Consider the following 17,718-nt stretch of genomic DNA (forward strand, 5'->3'; position numbering starts at 1 on the left):
GCCGCGAAAGAGAGACGGCAACGTCGCGGCACCCGCGCAACCATCCATTCACCAACACGCCCTTCTCGGTCCGGAACGCGCGCTGTGCGCCCCGCCTTTACCCCGCCTTAGGCCGTCGTCGCCTAAAGCGGACGATGCCTGCCTGTCGATGCAGACCCAGGAAGAGGCCTGGCGCGGCTGGCATCGTTGGTGAGAGCTCCCATGGACGCGCGCGAAAATTGGTCCCGATCCGGGATTGGCGGTGCGCCTGCGGCGTCCGGACAGCGCCTGCCCGGGCTCGAGGTCTACATCTTCCTGATCGCCTTTCTCGGCGTGTTCTACCTGTCGAACGGGCCGCTGCTGCTCGGCCATTATGATCTCGGCTGGCACCTTGCCGCCGGCGACCTGATCCGCCAGGGCGGCGAGATTCCGTTTCAGGATCCCTGGGCGTTCACGCTCGGCAACAAGCGCTGGTACAATCTGTCGTGGCTCTGGGACGTCGTTGCCAGCGTGCTGTATCAGCACGCCGGCTTTGCCGGCATCGTCCTGATGGTCGTCGCCTCAGGCGTGATCATCGCGGCATATCTCGCCCTCTGCGGCTTGAGCAGCGGCGCATCGGCCCCCGCGGTCTCTATCGCGGTGTTCGCCGCCTGCCTGCTCTATCCCTGCTACGAGGCCGTGCCGAACATCTATGTGGCGGCCTCGCCGAACATCGCGACCATGCTGTTCGCGGTCATCTTCTACGCCGAATGCCTGCGACGGCGCCGATGGTTCCTGCTGCCGCCGATGATGGTGCTTTGGGTCAACCTCCATGGCGGCTTCATGCTGGCTTTTCCCATCATCGGCGTGTTCTGCGGCGTCGCCCTGCTCCGGCGGGACTGGGCGAACTTCCGGAACTATGTCCTCGCAGGCGCCGGATGTTTCGCTGCGATCTTCGTCAACCCGCTGGGATGGCATGTCTACGAGGGCGTGACGGCGACGCTCGGTCATTTCGTCCAGGCCGATATCGGCGAATGGCGCTCCTATTGGTTCAACATGCAGATACCGGGCAGCATTCCCGGCATCGCCTATGCCCTGACGTTCGTCGCGCTCGAGATCTGCTACCGCAACACGACGGGCGTTCCGCTGGAGGCACGCCTGCTTGCGTGGCTGTTCCTGTTTCTGGGTCTGCATCAGTTCAGATATGCCGCATTCTTCTTCATCTTCGCCAGCGTGCCGATGGCGCTTCATATCGACCGCCTGTTGCCGCAGCGCCTGTCGGGCCTCGAAGTCCGGCGCGCGATGCTGACGGCAGGCGCGATCGGCGTCCTGCTGCTGCCGCTCACCTTCATGCACGTGAGACCGGCGCTGGCATTGCCCGACATGCTGTCGGAGGAGGATGCCAATTATCTCAGGGCACATGCCTCGCATGCGCATGTGCTGAACCACTGGAATTTCGGCGGGCTCCTGATCTTCCGGACCCACGGCGCGGTGCCATTGTTCGTGGACGGCCGCGCGGCGACCGCCTATCCGGACGAGCTGCTGTATGATTATCGCAAGCTGGTCCGGTGGGAGATCGACCCGGCTGCCTGGGACAGTTTGATCCGCAAGTACAAGATCGACGCCGTGCTCTGGCTCAGAGGACATGAGCAATTGCGGCAATTCCTCGTTGGCGAGAGAGGCTGGAAGGAAGACTACACCGGCGTCTATGTGAGCTTCTACACGAGGCCGCAGAGCGCCGCGCGCGAGGGATCCAAATAGGCGGTGCGCGTCGTCGCGAACGCGGTGACGCTCATCAGTCTGCGCGTTTCGTCTCGAGCCGCACCGGCTCGGCGCGGAAGTCGAGCAGCAGGATCCAGAAGCAGATCAGGCCGATGATGAGCAGGATGAAGCTGCCCTCGAACGCCATCCCCAGGATCGAAATCAGCGCCGGAAAGACAAGGCCGACGGCGAGGAAGGCTGCGAGCGCCATGGCGGGAAGGTCCACGACGAGGATCGCGGCATAGATCGCGAGCTCGAAAAAGGCATATTCCTTGAGCCGCGGCGAGCTGAGATAGAGCGCAAACATCGCAAACACGGTGAGGCGCATCGCCGCGCGCGGATGATCCATCAGCCAGCGGTCGAGCCGCTTCGGAAGCGATTCCCCTTCCCCTGCCGGCTGGCGCGTGACCGCGCGCAGGACGGACTGGGCGAACGGGCCGAGCACGAGCGCGGAAACTGCCAACGCATAGGCCGCGAACATCGCCGGCCTGCTGTCACCGAGGCCGGCGGCGTCGATGAGATCATGCGCCAGCAGCAGCAGCGAGGGATTGATCTCGAACAGATCGACGAAGTGCTGGGCGGGAATCTTTCCGGCCATCGCGAGCTGCCAGCTTGCGAACAGATCGGGATACGACAAGCGCGAGATCAGGATCGGCAGTGCGAAGGACAACGTCGCCACCGCGATCAGCGTCAGCTTGCGGCCGCGCGGCAGCGGAAGGAAGTAGAGTGCGGCCAGCACCGGGAAGAACACCAGCTTGAACGAGGTCACGAGGCCGAGCAGCGCAGCGCCGGCGAGCCGCAGCCGATAACTCGGATCATTGGACGCTCCGGGCGCAGGCGGCGGCAACAGAAGCAGCAGCGCGATCGCCGTGAAGAGGCCGCTCAGGATCGCGAAATTGCCCGACGCCTCCACCCATTCGAAACCGATGAACCCGCCGAGCGCGCAAAGCACCCTGAGCGCGACATCGCGCGCGCGCGACCGTGTTCGGCCAAGGCCGGGCAAGAGCAGCCCGCACAGCACGGCGAGGACCGGCAGGATGGCTCTGTAGTGACTGACGAGGAAGCCGCCGCCGCACAGGGGACGGAACACGTCCAGCGTCACAGGCAAATAGGGGTAAGAGAGCTTGGTGCCTTTCAGATTCTTGACGAAATAAGGATCAAGCCCGCTGGCATACGCATCGACTGCGGCGCAATTGACGCGAACGTCCCAGCCATACTTCATCTCCTGCACGGCGTCGTTGGCGAGATTGCCGAACACCAGTAGCGCGGTCAGCGCGATCAGGCAGGCCAGCCAGACGTTCCGCCGCGCGGCCGTATCGGCCGCGGGTTCCAACCATCGTGCTGCACCGGTGAGATCGGACACAATCGGGTACCTTGTACGGCGAGAATTCTGCTGGCGCCAGCAAGGGCACCCATCCGGTCACAATGGACAGGATGGGTTGCCGATTCATCTCTCCGATGCGTGACCCTCGCTGTTATGGTGAATCCCTGGTTGCCAGCCTGCAATCCGGATCGCACGGAACCGGCCGAACCGGCGGCATCTACCGCGGCGCGCGGGCGGCGAGCCAGGCGTCCAGCGCCTCGCGGGTGTCCCGCGTTGCCGCCATGCGGGCGAACTGCTCGCTCTCGATGGCGAGGCCTTCCGAGATCGAGCTATTGAGGCCCCGCGTCGTGGCCGTGATGATACGGGCGACCGCAAGATGCGAGTGCCGCGTGACGCGGTCCGCCAGTGCGAAAGCTGCGTCCAGCAACTGCTCATGCGGCACGATGCGGTTGACCAATCCCATCTCCTGGGCTCGCTGTGGGGAAAAGGAATCGCCGGTCAAAAGATATTCCATCGCGCGCTTGCGGCCCGCGAGCCGCGGCAGGCGCTGCGTGCCGCCGAAGGTCGGCGTAATGCCGATGGCGATCTCGGGCTTGGCGAAACTCGCCCGCTCGCTGGCAACGGCGAGGTGCACGGCTTCCGTGATCTCGCAGCCGCCGCCGAAGGCGAGACCGTTGACGGCGGCGATGATCGGCTTCGGAAACGCCTCCATGCGCGCCGTCATCCCCTGCCCGCGCCGCACGAACGCCTTTACCGCCGCATCCGGCCCGCATTTCACGCTCTGCGAGAACTCGGCGATGTCGGCGCCGGCCGAGAAGGCGCGCTCGCCCGCGCCGGTCAGGATGACGCCGCGGATATTCGCATCGTCCTCGATGCGGTCGAGGATCGACATCAGGCGGTCGATCAGCGCGTAGCTCAGCGCATTGAGCTTGCTCGGACGGTTCAACGTCAGCAGCGCGACGGCGCCGCGCGTTTCGCAGAGTATCAAGTCGGACAAGTGCCGCTCCTTCCAGGTCGAACAGGTCTGGAAGTCAGCCACAGCGGCCTTGTCGTGTATACTCACTAGGCAGTATACATGGCGCATGTCCGAAAAGGGTGACAGCACACGCGAGCAGATCGTCACTGCGGCGACGCGCCTGTTCTATGGCGAGGGCATCCGCGCGGTGAGCATGGACGCCGTGGCCGAAAAGGCCGGCGTCACCAAGAAGACGCTCTACTATCACTTCACCAGCAAGGACGAGCTCGTCGCCGCGACCATCGCCGCCAGGGACCAGCCGACGCTGGAGCTCTACAAGCGCTGGTTTGCCGAGACCGACGGCACCGTGGCCGACAAGGTCCGCGGCCTCTTCACAAAGCTCGGGCGCTCCGTCGACACACCGCGCTGGCGCGGCTGCGGCTTCCTGCGCACCATCGCCGAGCTCGCCAACACGCCGGCCCATCCGGCGGTCAAGGCCGGCGCTGAGCACAAGAAGCGCTTCGAAGCCTGGCTTGAGGCGGAGCTGATGCAGCACGGCGTCCCCGGCGCGGCGGCGCTCGCACGCCAGCTCCTGATCCTGCTCGATGGCGCCACCACCGTGATGCTGATCCACCGCGATCTCGCCTATGTCGAGACCGCCGGGCAATTGGCCCTCAGCCTGGTCGAGGCGGCTCGGAAGACGGGTCGCGCCTGAGGCCGATCACCAAGTCTTGTCCGCCTCCGCCTGCCAGCCATCCCGAAACATGGGTTGTGCATCGCAACATAACCACTAGAACAGCCTCTGATTTTCAGAGGTGAGCTGCTTGTCCGACGTCAATGCCGACGATTGGGTGTCCTCCGGACACCGCCCCATGGGTTTTCCCGAATTCGTCATCGTGATCGCGTCCATCATGGCGCTGAATCCGCTTGCGATGGACATGATGCTGCCGGCGCTGCCCAATATCGGGGCAGCCTTCCAGATTCCCGTCGCCAATCATCTCCAGCTCGTGCTGTCGACCTTCCTGATCGGCTTCGGCGCGGGCCAGTTCGTGATGGGGCCGTTGTCGGACCGCTTCGGCCGCCGCCCGGTGCTGCTCGGCGGCATGGCGGTCTATGCGGTGGCGAGCGTGCTCGCGGTCGCCGCGCCCTCGTTCGAGACGCTGTTGCTGGCGCGCGCGCTGCAAGGGCTCGGCACCTCGGCAACGCGCGTGATCGCGACCTCGATCGTGCGCGACTGCTATGTCGGCCGCCGCATGGCCAGCGTGATGTCGCTGGCCATGATGGTGTTCATCGCGGTGCCCGTGATCGCGCCCTCGTTCGGACAGGCGGTGCTGCTGGTGACGGCGTGGCGCGGCATCTTCGTCGTGCTGATGCTCTACGGCTTGCTCGCGCTCGCATGGTGCGTGCTGCGGCTGCCCGAAACCCTCCCTGAGTCTGAGCGCCGATCGCTGGCGCCGGCCGACGTGCTCTCGGCGTTCCGGCAGACCGTCACCAATCGCCAGACCATCGGCTATGCCACCGCCGCCGGCAGCGTCATCGGCGCGCTGTTCGCCTATGTGTTCTGCGCCCAACAGGTGTTCACCGGCGTCTACCACCTCGGCCATTACTTCCCGCTCGCCTTCGCCGCGATCGCGGCCGGCACGGCGGTCGCCGGCTTCCTCAATTCGCAGCTGGTCGGACGGCTCGGCATGCGCGTGATCTCGCACGGCGCGCTGAGCCTCTATGCCGCGGTGGCCGGCGTCATGCTGCTGACGGAAAGTCTCGGCGTGCTGCCGCTCTCCCTGTTCATGGTGCTCTCGGCCCTGATGATGTTCTCGTTCGGCATGATGGTCGCCAACTTCACTGCGCTCGCGATGGAGCCGCAGGGCCGCATCGCCGGCACCGCCTCCTCGCTCTACGGCTCGATCACGACCCTGATCGGCATCGTTGTCGGCATGGCGATCGGCCAGAGCTTCGACGGCACGCTGCTGCCGTTCTCGATCGGCTTCTTCCTATCGACGCTCGCCGCGCTCGCGATCGTGCTGGTGGCGGAAAAGGGACGGCTGTTTCGGCCGCATCATCGTCCCATCGGTTGAGGAACTTCCCGGCGGACTCGATGTTGTCCTGCAGCAATTCGAAAGGCTGCTCAATGGAACCAAAACATCGCGAAGACCGTGCCGACCAGGATGCGCAGGCGGCGAAGCAATCAGCGCCGAACGCCGATCGGACGGCATCCGCTCCGCCCTTCGCGAGCGAGGGCCTCGAGCAGGTGCGCGACAGTCACTGCTGAAGCTTAGGGCGCCGAACGCCTGCTCGCACCGAACTCATCGACCGCACTCTCGGGCGCCGCGCTGTGGTCGCGCGGCGGCACCATCAGCACCACGACATCCCGCGTCACGCCGGGCCTGCCCCACAGCGTCGCCTGCACGGTGAACTCGCGCCGGACGAAGTGCCCGGCTCGCCCCGACACCGATTCCATCCAGCTGTTGCAATAGTCCTGGTCACTGAAGCACAGCGCAGCCCAGCCGCGGTCGAGTGTCGCCTTGCGCGGAAGGCCCCATTTGTATTGATACTCGAACGGCCGCGCGTAACGGGGATGGTCGGCGCTGTAGAACGCAGTGGCAAAGGCCAGGGAATCGTCGCCGCTCACCGCACTCAACGGCTCGCCGGTCAGCTCGCGCCATTGCCGCGTCAGCTCGTTTGCCGCCGGCGCATAGAAATTCCGCCCCTCTTCGTATCCGTGATTGTTGCGATAGACGGCGTGGATCGGCGCGGCGACGAGGACGGCAGCAAGCGCAACGCCGATGACGATCACCGTGACATTGACGGTGTAGAAGCGCTCGATCGGATAGCGCGCGCCGCAGACGATGAGCACGACGAAAAGGAACAAGCCCTGCAGCGCCCATAGCGAGGGCAGATCCGTTCCCATCGCGAGCGACGTCAGCACCGGCAGCACGATCATGCTGATCGCGACGTAGAAGAGAAGCCGCAGGCCCGGACTCATGGCCGCGAAGTCGGCCGGAAACTGCTTGAGCCGCGTCCCCGCGATCAACACCCAGAGCACGGCCGATGCGCCCATGGCCGCCGCCAGGCCCAACACGAAGTTTTTCACTTCAATGAGCGAGCTTGCGGCATTGCCGTTGGCGTGGGCCAGCGCATAGGTGAAGGTCGAGGCGCCCGTCGTCGCGAGCCAGTAGATGTGCGGCGACAGCACGGCGAGCCCGGTCACCGCCGATATCCAGGGCGAAGCCGAGGTGAAATAAGCGCGCCGTGCCGGATGAGCGAGCGCGGCAAACGCGAAACTCGCGACCAGGAAGATCGAATAATATTTGCCGACCATCGCCAGCGCTGTCGTGCATCCCGTGGCCAACGCCCACGGCGCGGTGCGCGTCTCGAACGCACGCAGGAAGCACCAGGTCGCGAGCGGCCAGATCGCGAGCAGCACCGAATTGGCATTGAAGCGCTGCGCGTGGAATTGATAGGCCGGCGTCAGCATCAACAGCAGCAGCACCAGGATGCGCTTGTGCCCGGTCACGAACTGCCGCGCGACCAGATCGACGCAGAACAGCGCGAGCCCCGCATTGGCCATCGCCATCAATTGCAGTGACCAGTCGCTCAGCGGAAAGACCGAGGTCCAGCTCGCGGCAACCCAGCCCATCAGCGGCGGATGCTTGTGATAGCCGAAGGCGAAACTCCGGCCCACCGTCCAGGCCTCGAGCGTGTCGGGATGCAGGCCACTGCCGGCATAGGCGATGGCAAGATAGAGCGTCCAGATCGCAACGAAGCACGCAATGAGAAGCGGCACGGCCCAGCCTGTCTCGACAGCGTCGAGCCAGCGCAGGAACGGCCGGCGCCATCGCGCCGGCGCGCGATCGGACCGTTCGGCCATCGCCTGGAATGCAAAATCGATCGGCACCGGATTCGAATGAAGGAAAGTGATATGTCAGCTGCACACATCTATTTCAAAACAGAAACAAATAGCAATGATTGGAAACTGAAAGGGTTAAAAGCTGACACAGACTTGACCAAGTAAAACGGCACCGTTGATGACAGCAACGTCGCTCGACATTCGGAACGGAAGATGCGAGATGCACCCTTTGCTCGTCGGGTTTGTCCCAGGGCGCAGAATGAAGGCCCGATTTGAAGCGGGCCCTCGACTTCTCAGCGCTCGACAATTGGTCCCAGCGCTACGGCCCCATCCTGGCCGAGGCGGGATGCCCCGGCACCTGGAAGCGCTTGCCCGTATCCGATACGTTCGTGCCATCTACCTTCAGTATCGAGAAGTCCTGTGTCAGATAGTTGCCGACGAGAAGGTATTTGCCGTCAGGAGTGAATACCGCAGCCTCCGGCAACCCACCGACTTCGATATCTTGGAGCTTGGTCACTTTCTTTCCGTCAATCTTCAGCACGGTGATGCTGCCGTTCTTTTCGTAGAAGTATGCGTTCTTCATGTTGGAGCCACGCAGAATCACGGCAACCGCGACATCGCCCTTGGGACTGATTGCAAGCCCCTCCGGACCGTCGCCCACCACCACGCGATCAATGATGCGCGGCGGATTGGCCTCCAGGTCGATGACACTCGTGGTATCCACGCTTCCATCGGAGGCACCTGCGTTGCCGTTGTCCGAAGTCAGGGCGATTTTCCCGCCGGGTGCGGCCGCAACATTGTAGGGCCACTGGCCGGCCGGCAAGTCAATCTTGTTGTACGTCACCTTGTCGCCTGCGATGTCCAGCATTGATATCTTGTGAGCAGGGAAGCGGGCGACCAGGGCTCTCTTGCCATCCGGGGTGAACGTCACGTGCGACGGACTGTCGGGCATCGCAACGGTATCCGTGATCTTCACGTCAGTGCCATTCACGGATAGGACGCTAATCGAATTGTCTCCGCGATTAGCGACGAGCGCCATCTTGCCATCTGGACTGAAGCTGAGCCCGGATGGCTGCTTCCCGCCAGTGAGCGTCGCGGCCAGCTTGGGCGGATCGGCCTGCAAATCTACGACGTAGATCTTATTGTCGAGCACCTGTTTCAGCACCTCTCCGTCCTTGACGACATCGACGGAGTCGGCGACCAGCGCCATCGTTCCGCTGGGATCGATCGCGACGTTGACGGGCGGTCCGACCACGGAGTTCTTCAGCGGCAGGGCAGCAACGATCTTGGGGGTTTCGGGAGCGGCGAGATCGATGATGAGAACCTGATCCTTGCCGGGTGCAGAGAGAACGGGCTTGCCGCTTTCGTCCCACAGAAGCTTCTCATCAAGTCCCACGATCATAAATGGCTTCGTGTGCCCAGTGCTAAAGCTCGTGCTAAGCAGCATGGCGGCCGCAAAAAATAATCCTATGGCATTGTTACGGGACATCTTCGCGTTCTCCCTAAATTTTTGTCCAGCCTCTGGAGGGCTGGTGTTGGCAGCTTACGCTGCGGAACATTCGTTCGCTAGAGGTCTCTCGTCTGCTCGTGGCCGACAAGCGGAGTTTATCGCCTAGTTTTGTGGGGGCTGCGTCTCCGACCCGATGCGGACATCAGCGACTCCCGAAGATTTCTGCTGAAATGCGATGTCCTCTGTGCAACCTTACCGCCAACTGTTTGAGGGAGGCCATGCGACGACGGCAGTTCATTGCTGGTTTGGTGGCTACGACAGCATTGCCGCTGGCGACCCACGCTCAGAAGGCGAGCCGCATGTACCGCCTCGGGCATCTTGCGGCCACATCGGAAACCGAAGCGCTGACCCGCCAGATAACTTTGCCAGAACTTGCAAGGCATGGCTTCGTTGAAGGCCGCAACCTGATTTTCGATGCGCGTGTCGGCGAATTGGATTCGATGCCGGCGCTAATGCGTGAATTGCTCGCCGGTCAGCCAGACGCAATCGTCGCCATCGGTACCGCATTAAAGCCTGCTGCCGCAGCAACACGTACTGTGCCGGTCGTCGCTTTCGGTAACGACCCGGTCGTACTTGGCCTCGCCGCGAGTTACGCGCGGCCGGGAAGCAATGTCACTGGCGTCGTGATCGCGGCGGACGAGCTAGAAGCAAAGCGGCTTTCCATTCTGCTCGAAGCAGTGCCTAATCGCCGGCGGATTGCGGCGCTGACTCCAGCCTTGAGCCGAGCGAGTGAGATCGTGAGAAAGGCGGCGGCGGAGCTTGGTATTGAAGTGCTAGTATTTCCGGTCGCCGCACCAAGCGAATATCCGGCTGCCTTTGCGGCGATGCGGGCTCAAGGTGCTGAGGCATTGATAATCAGCGCGCTTCCGCAATTTTTGCGGGATGGCAGGCAGTTGGCGGGTCTTGCACTGGAAGCTCGACTCCCAACGGTGTGCGAATGGGCGGAAATGGCGCGCATGGGGTGTCTAATTGGGTATGGGCCTAACCGCGTAGAACTGCGAAAGCGCATGGCCGACCAGATTGCTCAGATATTTCGCGGCATCGCGGCCAGTGACATTCCGATCGAGCGGCCGACGTCATTTGAGTTTGCCTTGAACTTGAAAATTGCGAAGTCGCTCGACCTCATCGTACCTCCCTCGGTGCTGACACGTACTGACGAGGTGATCGAATAAGATGGTGTCGCCTCTTGACGCATCGCAACCTTTGACGATGTCTGCTGCCTGTGCCGCTGTTGTGGGATGAGCGACATGTGGAGCGCCCAATAGTCAGACTTGCTCATATTCCACGGTGACGGTCTTGCCTGCGGCAAGAGCTGGCGAGGCCAGTGCCGAAAGCGCCACGACCGAAGGGAAGTTTTCTTGGGAGGCTCGCTTGGGAAGTTCTCTGGGACGTTCCGCCGGCAAGTTCTGCTGACGAGCGGCGCCGCTGGTGACAGCGGCGCCGCGCGACGATCTGGATGACGGCGTGGTAACGCGTCCTCGCCTCACTCGGACTTGTCGATGTTCCAGAACACCGGAGTTGCGGGGCCATCGAGCACGCCGGTCAGCGACTTGCGCCAGCCGCTCGGCAGCAGATATTGACCGAGCGGGATATAGATCACCTGGTCATAGGCTTCCTTCTGGATCTCGGTCGCGATCTTCTTCTGCTCGTCGACCGAGGCGGCGCGGACGAAGGCGTCCTTGAGCTGCTCGATCTTCGCGTCTTCCGCCCAGCCGAACCAGCCGCCCTTCTTGCCCTGGCCGCCGATCGAGAGATTGGCGATGGGGTTCGACACGTCGGCCGCGACCCAGTTGGTGAAGAACATGTTCCAGCCGCCTTCCTTCGGCGGCTTCTGGCTGGCGCGGCGGCTCACCACCGTCTGCCAGTCGGTCGCCTGCAGGTCCACCTTGAAGCCGGCTTCGCGCAGGAGCTGGGCCGCCACGATCGGCTGCGCCTTCAGCGTGGTGACGTCGCCGGGCGCCATGATCACCACGGGCGTGCCGTCATAGCCGGATTCGGCGAGCGCCTTCTTGGCTTCCGCCATGCCGTTGCCCTTGATCAGGGTCTCGGCGCCGACGTCGGTCGCAAGCGGCGTGTCGCAGACGAAGAACGCGCCGCAGACCTTCTGGTATTTGGCGTTGCCGATCAGCGCGTCGAGCACGTCCTTCTGGTTCATCGCCAGGAAGGCAGCGCGGCGCACCTTGACGTTATCGAACGGCGGATAGAGGAAGTTCATCCGCCCGAGCGTCTGGAAGCCGAACTTGTTGGAGACCTCGATCTTCAGCTCGTTGTTCGCCTCCAGCACCGGCAGCATGTCGTAGGGCAGATTTTCCATGAAATCGATATCGCCCGACTGCAGCGCGTTCACCGCCGTCTGCGAGTCCGGCATGGTGATCCACTCGACGCGGTCGACCTTCACCACCTTGCCGCCCGAGGTCCAGCTCGACGGCTCCTTGCGCGGCACGTAGTCGGCGTTCTTGACGTAGACCGCCTTCACGCCCGGCTGGAATTCCGACTGCACGAACTTGAAGGGGCCGGAGCCGATCTGCTCGGGGATCTGCTTGTCCGGCGGCGTCTCGGCGAGACGCTTGGGCATCATGAAGGCGACGCGCGAGGACGGCTTTCCGATCGAGTCCAGCACGAGGCCGTAGGGCTCCTTCAGCTTCAGCGTGATGGTCTTGGCATCGGTCGCCTCGAGGCTCGCGGTGAAGTCCATCAGCTTCTGGCCCATGCCGTCGACCGCGGCCCAGCGCTTGAGCGAAGCGACGCAGTCTTCCGCCGTCACTGCCGCGCCGTCATGCCACTTCAGGCCGTCGCGCAAGGTGAAGGTGTAAGTGAGCTTGTCGTCGGAGACCTTCCAGTCCGCCATCTGCGGCTGGACCTTGAAGTTCGAATCGGTGGCCACCAGCGTGTCGTAGACCATGTAGCCATGGTCGCGTGTGATATAGGCCGTAGTGAAGATCGGATCGGTGATGCGCAGATCCGAATGCATCACCGCAGTGATGGTCTTGCCGGCCGCAAGCACTGGCGACGCCAGGCCGACCGAAAGCGCGACGACCGACAGCGCGAGTTTGGAGGCGAACGCGCGAGACCCCCGGCGCATGAAGTGGAACATGGAAAGTTTCTCCTGACGTGAAACTGTTCAAAGGCAGGTTATTGGTTGAGCATCCGGTCCGTTCTTTGGGCGAACCCAACCTCATGCAATGCCTTTATCTTTTCGAGACTTGCAGACAGTCTTGAGCGCGTCAATCCGGTTTCATTGCAAGCCCTGGCGGCGCGCGCACGGGCTCCACAAGGATCGGTTTGGCTCTACAACTCTCTCCGCTCGTCCCGCTACACCGATGCAATGCGCGTTCCATCTTTCGAAGCCTGTGAGACATTGAGATGAATCCAGCCAATCTTCCTTTCGATTCCGAGGCCATGCTCGCGGGCCTGCGCACCTGGGTGGAGTGCGAAAGTCCGACCTGGGACGCGAACGCGGTGAACCGCATGCTCGATATCGCAGCGCGAGATATGGCGATCATGGGTGCGACGATCGAACGCATCGCCGGCCGCCAGGGCTTTGGCGGCGTCGTCCGCGCGCGCTTCCCGCACCCGAAGCAGGGCGAGCCCGGTATCTTGATCGCCGGCCACATGGATACGGTCCATCCGATCGGCACCATCGAGAAGCTGAAATGGCGGCGCGAGGGCAACAAATGCTACGGCCCCGGCATCTACGACATGAAGGGCGGCAACTATCTTACGCTGGAAGCGATCCGGCAGCTGGCGCGCGCCGCCTTCACCACACCGCTGCCGATCACCGTGCTGTTCACGCCGGACGAGGAAGTCGGCACGCCCTCGACGCGAGACATCATCGAGGCGGAGGCCTCGCGCAACAAATATGTGCTGGTGCCCGAGCCCGGCCGCGCCGACAACGGCGTCACCACCGGACGTTACGCCATCGCACGATTCAATCTCGAGGCGACGGGCCGGCCGAGCCATGCTGGCGCGACGTTGTCGGCGGGACGCTCGGCGATCCGCGAGATGGCGCGGCAGATCCTCGCCATCGACGCGATGACGACGGAGGATTGCACCTTTTCGGTCGGGGTCGTGCATGGCGGGCAATGGGTCAATTGCGTTGCCACGACGGCGACCGGCGAAGCACTCTCCATGGCCAAACGCCAGGCCGATCTCGATCACGGCGTCGAAAGGATGCTGGCGCTGTCGGGCACCACGAACGATGTGACCTTCAAGGTTACGCGCGGCGTGACGCGTCCGGTGTGGGAACCGGATGCCGGTACTATGGCGCTCTATGAAAAGGCTCGCGGCATTGCCAAATCGCTCGGCGCCGAGCTGCCACATGCGAGCGCCGGCGGCGGCTCCGACGGCAACTTCACCGGCGCCATGGGGATTCCGACGCTCGACGGCCTGGGCGTGCGTGGCGGCAACGCCCACACGCTGGAGGAGTATATCGAGGTCGAGAGCCTGGCCGAACGCGGCCGGCTGATGGCGGGGCTGCTGGCGACGCTGGAGTGATGCACCGCGCGCCCGTCATGGCCGGGGCTTGACGATCACCTAGGAACCGGGCCCGGATGGCACGGGAATTGCTGAAATGTTAGGCTGATGGCAACCTGCCGAAGGCCCTGCCGCAATTGACTCTAATCTGACGGATCCAACTTGCTGGGATATCTCGTTCGCCGAATTTTCGCCGCCGTGCCCGTGATGGGCGTCGTGGCGCTGTTCGTGTTCCTCCTGCTCCGCCTCACCCCGGGCGATCCCGCCGCGATTCTCGCCGGCGACAACGCGACGCCGGAACGGCTGGAGCGCATTCGCGCCTCGCTCGGCCTCAACGAGCCGCTGATCGTGCAGTTCATCACCTGGGTGAACAAGCTCTTGCACGGCGACCTCGGCACATCGCTGATCTCCAACCTGCCGGTGATGAAGATGATCGGCCAGCGCGTCGAGCCGTCGATCTCGATCGCGCTGTCGACCATCATCCTCGCCGTCATCGTCGCAGTTCCCTTAGGGGTGATCGCGGCGTGGAAGCACGGCACCTGGATCGACCGTTTCGTGATGGGCCTGTCCGTGCTCGGCTTCTCGGTGCCGGTGTTCGTGGTCGGCTACATCCTGATCGAGATTTTCGCCATCGACCTGCGCTGGGTGCCGGTGCAGGGCTTCCGCAGCATTACGAACGGTTTTGGGCCGTTCTTCGAGCGCATCATCCTGCCGACCTGCGCCCTCTCCTTCATCTACATCGCGCTGATCGCGCGCATGACGCGGGCCGCGATGCTCGACGTGCTCGGCGAGGACTACGTCCGCACGGCACGCGCGAAGGGCATCAACGAGGTCGCCGTGATGATGCGGCACGCGCTGCGCAACGCCGCCGTGCCCGTGATCACCGTGATCGGCACCGGCTTTGCGCTCTTGATCTCCGGCGTCGTCGTCACCGAGAGCGTGTTCAACATCCCCGGCATCGGCCGCCTCACTGTCGATGCGGTGCTGGCGCGCGACTATCCGGTGATCCAGGCGATGATCCTCCTGACGTCGCTGATCTATGTCGTCGTCAACCTCCTGATCGACGTTGCCTACACGCTGCTCGATCCCCGGATCCGGTACTAGGGCTAAGGATAACAACAATGTCTATCGATAGCCTGCCCCGGTCCTCCATTCCGGTCACCTCGCCGTTGCGGCCGCGGTTCGGATTCCTCACCTCGACGCCGATCATCGCGGCTGCCACGGTACTGCTCGCGCTGATCGTGCTGATCTCGATCGTGGCGCCGCTGATCGCGCCGCACGACCCGATCCAGCTTGCGCCCTCGCAGCGGCTGAAGCCGTCCTCGGCGCAGTACCTGCTCGGCACCGACGCCTATGGCCGTGACCTGTTGTCGCGCGTCATCTATGGCGGCCGCGTCTCGCTGCTGATCGGCATCGGCTCGGCGATCCTCTCGATCGCCATCGGCCTCATGATCGGCCTCGTCTCCGGCTTCTTCAAGCTGGTGGACGCCGTCATGATGCGCATCATGGACGGCCTGATGGCGATGCCGAGCATCCTGCTCGCGATCGCCGTGGTGTCGCTGTCCGGCGCCAGCATCTGGACCGTGCTGGTCGCGATCACCATTCCCGAAATTCCGCGCGTGGCGCGCCTGGTGCGCTCGGTCGTGCTGTCGGCGCGCGAGGAGCCCTATGTGGAAGCTGCGATCTCGGTCGGCTCGTCGCTGCCGAAGATCATGTGGCGCCATCTGATGCCGAACACGATCGCACCGCTGATCGTCCAGGGCACCTATGTCTGCGCGTCGGCGATCCTGACGGAGGCCATCCTGTCCTTCCTCGGCGCCGGCATCTCGCCGGAGACGCCGACCTGGGGCAACATCATGGCCGAGGGCCGCCAGTACTTCCAGATCAAGGCGTCGCTGATCTTCTGGCCGGGCCTTTTGCTCTCGATCGCCATCCTCAGCATCAACCTGATCGGCGACGCCGCGCGCGACGCGCTCGATCCCCGCATGAAGCAGCGGGAGGGCGGAAAGTGATCCCATTTAGTCCGTCATTCCGGGGCGGCTCGCAGAGCCGAACCCGGAATCTCGAGGTTCCGGGTTCGCGCTCCCGCGCGCCCCGGAACGACGGTGGAGACCTTGCATGACCAATCCCGTCCTCGACATCAACAACCTCGTCGTCTCTGTCGGCAAGAAGCCGGGCGGCGCGAAGATCATCGACGGCATCTCGATCCAGGTGCGCCAGCGCGAGACACTGTGCCTCGTCGGCGAAAGCGGCTCGGGCAAGTCGGTGACCTCGCTCACCACCATGGGCCTCTTGCCCAAGGGCACGCTGGTGCCGACCTCCGGCAGCATCAAGCTGGTCGGCGAGGAGTTGCTCACCGCGACCGACCGCCGCCTGCGCCAGCTGCGTGCGACGCAAATGGCGATGATCTTCCAGGAGCCGATGACGGCGCTCAATCCGGTCGTGCCGGTCGGCCGCCAGATCGACGAGGTGTTGCGCGCGCACACCGATCTCGATGCGAAAGCACGCAAGAAGCGCATCCTCGACATGATGGAGCAGGTGCGCCTGCCCCAGGTCGAGCGCATCTTCGCCTCCTACCCGCATCGCCTCTCCGGCGGCCAGCGCCAGCGCATCATGATCGCGATGGCCCTCGTGCTGGAGCCGAAGCTGCTGATTGCCGACGAGCCGACCACCGCGCTCGACGTCACCACGCAGAAGCAGATCTTGACGTTGATCCGCGACCTCCAGCGCGATCATGGCACCGCCGTGCTGTTCATCACCCACGACATGGGCGTGGTCGCCGAGATTGCCGACCGCGTCGCGGTGATGCGGCAGGGCCGGCTGGTCGAGACCGGCCCGCTCGAGACCGTGCTGCGCAATCCATCGATGGACTACACCCGCAACCTGCTGGCGTCGGTGCCGAGCCTGGTGCCACGGTCGCCGCGCGAGGAGAGCCGCGAGCCTGTCGTGCTGGAGACCAACGAGCTCAGCAAGATATACAAGGAGCGCGCCTTCATCGGCAAAGGCCGCGATGTCGTCGCCGCCGACAGGGTGACGCTGACGCTGCGCAAGGGCCGCACGCTCGGTATCGTCGGCGAGAGCGGCTCGGGCAAGTCGACCGTGGCGCGCTGCATCGTGCGCCTGATCGATCCGACCTCCGGCGGCGTGCGCCTCGCCGGCCGCGAGATCTCGGACATCTCGCGCCGCCTGCTCCAGCCGCACCGGCAGAAGATCCAGATCGTGTTCCAGGATCCCTACCGCTCGCTCAACCCGCGCGTCACCGTCGGCGAGAGCATCGCGGAGGGGCCGATCAATTACGGCGTCTCGCACCTTGATGCGATGAAGCGGGCGCGCGAATTGCTCGAGCTGGTCGGCCTGCCCGCCGATGCGGTGTCGCGCTATCCGCACCAGTTCTCCGGCGGCCAGCGCCAGCGCATCGCCATTGCGCGCGCGCTCGCGCTCGATCCGGACGTGCTGGTCGCGGACGAAGCGGTCTCCGCGCTCGACGTCTCCGTGCAGGCGCAGGTGCTGGAACTGCTCGACGAGATCCAGAAGCGGCTCGGTATCGCGATCCTGTTCATCACCCACGATTTGCGCGTCGCAGCGCAAATCTGCGACGAGGTCGTGGTGATGCAGCACGGCCGCGTGGTCGAACAGGGCCCCGCCGCCGAAGTGCTGACGCATCCGAAGGAGGCCTACACCAGGGCGCTGCTGGATGCGGCACCGGGCCGCAACTGGGATTTTGCGAACTTCCGGCCGGTGGCGGAGGGCGTGGGGGCCGCGGTGTAGCAACACTCACGGCGTCGTCCCGGGGCGTGCGCCTTCGCAGGGACGACACTGAGAGTTTGGATGCGCCGCCACTCACAAACTACCGCATCCGCAGCATTCCCAAAACAGCTTGACCCTATGCG

General features: G+C 64.0%; 13 protein-coding genes. 8 read left to right on the forward strand and 5 right to left on the reverse strand.

Annotation, left to right across the window (positions count from 1 at the left end; translation table 11 throughout):
• The first annotated feature begins 201 nt into the window (after nt 1-201).
• Nucleotides 202-1,719, forward strand: coding sequence for a hypothetical protein (locus AC5V87_RS25920; RefSeq protein ID WP_495368110.1), 1,518 nt, complete (start codon nt 202-204; stop codon nt 1,717-1,719).
• Between the two features lie 34 nt (nt 1,720-1,753).
• Here the strand turns inward: AC5V87_RS25920 and AC5V87_RS25925 are convergent, their stop codons facing one another.
• Nucleotides 1,754-3,082: a hypothetical protein gene (locus tag AC5V87_RS25925; RefSeq protein ID WP_495368111.1), complete on the reverse strand. Its 1,329-nt coding sequence runs from the start codon at nt 3,080-3,082 to the stop codon at nt 1,754-1,756.
• Between the two features lie 178 nt (nt 3,083-3,260).
• Nucleotides 3,261-4,040 (reverse strand): crotonase/enoyl-CoA hydratase family protein, encoded by a 780-nt coding sequence (locus AC5V87_RS25930; RefSeq protein ID WP_495368112.1) that lies wholly within the window; start codon nt 4,038-4,040, stop codon nt 3,261-3,263.
• A gap of 85 nt (nt 4,041-4,125) precedes the next feature.
• Here AC5V87_RS25930 and AC5V87_RS25935 point away from each other — a divergent pair, with 85 nt between their 5' ends.
• Both AC5V87_RS25935 and AC5V87_RS25940 read left to right on the forward strand, forming a co-directional pair.
• Entirely contained in the window at nt 4,126-4,713 is a 588-nt protein-coding gene (locus tag AC5V87_RS25935) for a TetR/AcrR family transcriptional regulator (protein WP_495368113.1), read from the forward strand.
• A 109-nt stretch (nt 4,714-4,822) separates the two neighbouring features.
• Nucleotides 4,823-6,073, forward strand: a complete 1,251-nt coding sequence (locus tag AC5V87_RS25940) for a multidrug effflux MFS transporter (protein WP_495368114.1) — start codon at nt 4,823-4,825, stop codon at nt 6,071-6,073.
• Nucleotides 6,074-6,270: 197 nt separating this feature from the next.
• On the opposite strand, the gene AC5V87_RS25945 is transcribed toward AC5V87_RS25940, so the two are convergent.
• Nucleotides 6,271-7,866: a glycosyltransferase family 39 protein gene (locus AC5V87_RS25945; protein WP_495371942.1), complete on the reverse strand. Its 1,596-nt coding sequence runs from the start codon at nt 7,864-7,866 to the stop codon at nt 6,271-6,273.
• A 298-nt stretch (nt 7,867-8,164) separates the two neighbouring features.
• The gene (locus AC5V87_RS25950; RefSeq protein WP_456837750.1) at nt 8,165-9,334 is read right to left on the reverse strand and encodes a lactonase family protein; all 1,170 of its coding nucleotides are present in this window, start codon (nt 9,332-9,334) and stop codon (nt 8,165-8,167) included.
• 239 nt (nt 9,335-9,573) lie between these two features.
• Here AC5V87_RS25950 and AC5V87_RS25955 point away from each other — a divergent pair, with 239 nt between their 5' ends.
• On the forward strand, nt 9,574-10,527 hold the full coding sequence (locus AC5V87_RS25955; RefSeq protein ID WP_495368115.1) for an ABC transporter substrate-binding protein: 954 nt from the start codon (nt 9,574-9,576) through the stop codon (nt 10,525-10,527).
• A 311-nt stretch (nt 10,528-10,838) separates the two neighbouring features.
• On the opposite strand, the gene AC5V87_RS25960 is transcribed toward AC5V87_RS25955, so the two are convergent.
• Nucleotides 10,839-12,449, reverse strand: a complete 1,611-nt coding sequence (locus tag AC5V87_RS25960) for an ABC transporter substrate-binding protein (RefSeq protein WP_456837748.1) — start codon at nt 12,447-12,449, stop codon at nt 10,839-10,841.
• A gap of 269 nt (nt 12,450-12,718) precedes the next feature.
• Here AC5V87_RS25960 and AC5V87_RS25965 point away from each other — a divergent pair, with 269 nt between their 5' ends.
• The 4 genes from AC5V87_RS25965 to AC5V87_RS25980 all read left to right on the forward strand — a co-directional run bounded on the left by AC5V87_RS25965 (nt 12,719) and on the right by AC5V87_RS25980 (nt 17,596).
• Complete coding sequence (locus AC5V87_RS25965) at nt 12,719-13,849, forward strand: M20/M25/M40 family metallo-hydrolase (protein WP_456837747.1); 1,131 nt, start codon at nt 12,719-12,721, stop codon at nt 13,847-13,849.
• 141 nt (nt 13,850-13,990) lie between these two features.
• Entirely contained in the window at nt 13,991-14,932 is a 942-nt protein-coding gene (locus tag AC5V87_RS25970) for an ABC transporter permease (RefSeq protein ID WP_456837746.1), read from the forward strand.
• A 17-nt stretch (nt 14,933-14,949) separates the two neighbouring features.
• Nucleotides 14,950-15,840 (forward strand): ABC transporter permease, encoded by an 891-nt coding sequence (locus AC5V87_RS25975; protein ID WP_495368116.1) that lies wholly within the window; start codon nt 14,950-14,952, stop codon nt 15,838-15,840.
• Nucleotides 15,841-15,946: 106 nt separating this feature from the next.
• Nucleotides 15,947-17,596 carry an ABC transporter ATP-binding protein gene (locus AC5V87_RS25980; protein WP_495368117.1) on the forward strand — a complete coding sequence of 550 codons (1,650 nt, stop codon included), beginning with the start codon at nt 15,947-15,949 and terminating at the stop codon, nt 17,594-17,596.
• Nucleotides 17,597-17,718 lie beyond the last annotated feature (122 nt).

Source organism: Bradyrhizobium sp. SOJA106, assembly GCF_059448745.1.

What these genes read in the sequence shown, in the direction of transcription:
- AC5V87_RS25920 (WP_495368110.1), top strand. Translation starts at nt 202, where the DNA reads ATGGACGCGCGCGAAAATTGGTCCCGATCCGGGATTGGCGGTGCGCCT.
- AC5V87_RS25935 (WP_495368113.1), top strand. Translation starts at nt 4,126, where the DNA reads ATGTCCGAAAAGGGTGACAGCACACGCGAGCAGATCGTCACTGCGGCG.
- AC5V87_RS25945 (WP_495371942.1), bottom strand. Translation starts at nt 7,866, where the DNA reads ATGGCCGAACGGTCCGATCGCGCGCCGGCGCGATGGCGCCGGCCGTTC.
- AC5V87_RS25950 (WP_456837750.1), bottom strand. Translation starts at nt 9,334, where the DNA reads ATGTCCCGTAACAATGCCATAGGATTATTTTTTGCGGCCGCCATGCTG.
- AC5V87_RS25955 (WP_495368115.1), top strand. Translation starts at nt 9,574, where the DNA reads ATGCGACGACGGCAGTTCATTGCTGGTTTGGTGGCTACGACAGCATTG.
- AC5V87_RS25960 (WP_456837748.1), bottom strand. Translation starts at nt 12,449, where the DNA reads ATGTTCCACTTCATGCGCCGGGGGTCTCGCGCGTTCGCCTCCAAACTC.
- AC5V87_RS25965 (WP_456837747.1), top strand. Translation starts at nt 12,719, where the DNA reads ATGAATCCAGCCAATCTTCCTTTCGATTCCGAGGCCATGCTCGCGGGC.
- AC5V87_RS25975 (WP_495368116.1), top strand. Translation starts at nt 14,950, where the DNA reads ATGTCTATCGATAGCCTGCCCCGGTCCTCCATTCCGGTCACCTCGCCG.
- AC5V87_RS25980 (WP_495368117.1), top strand. Translation starts at nt 15,947, where the DNA reads ATGACCAATCCCGTCCTCGACATCAACAACCTCGTCGTCTCTGTCGGC.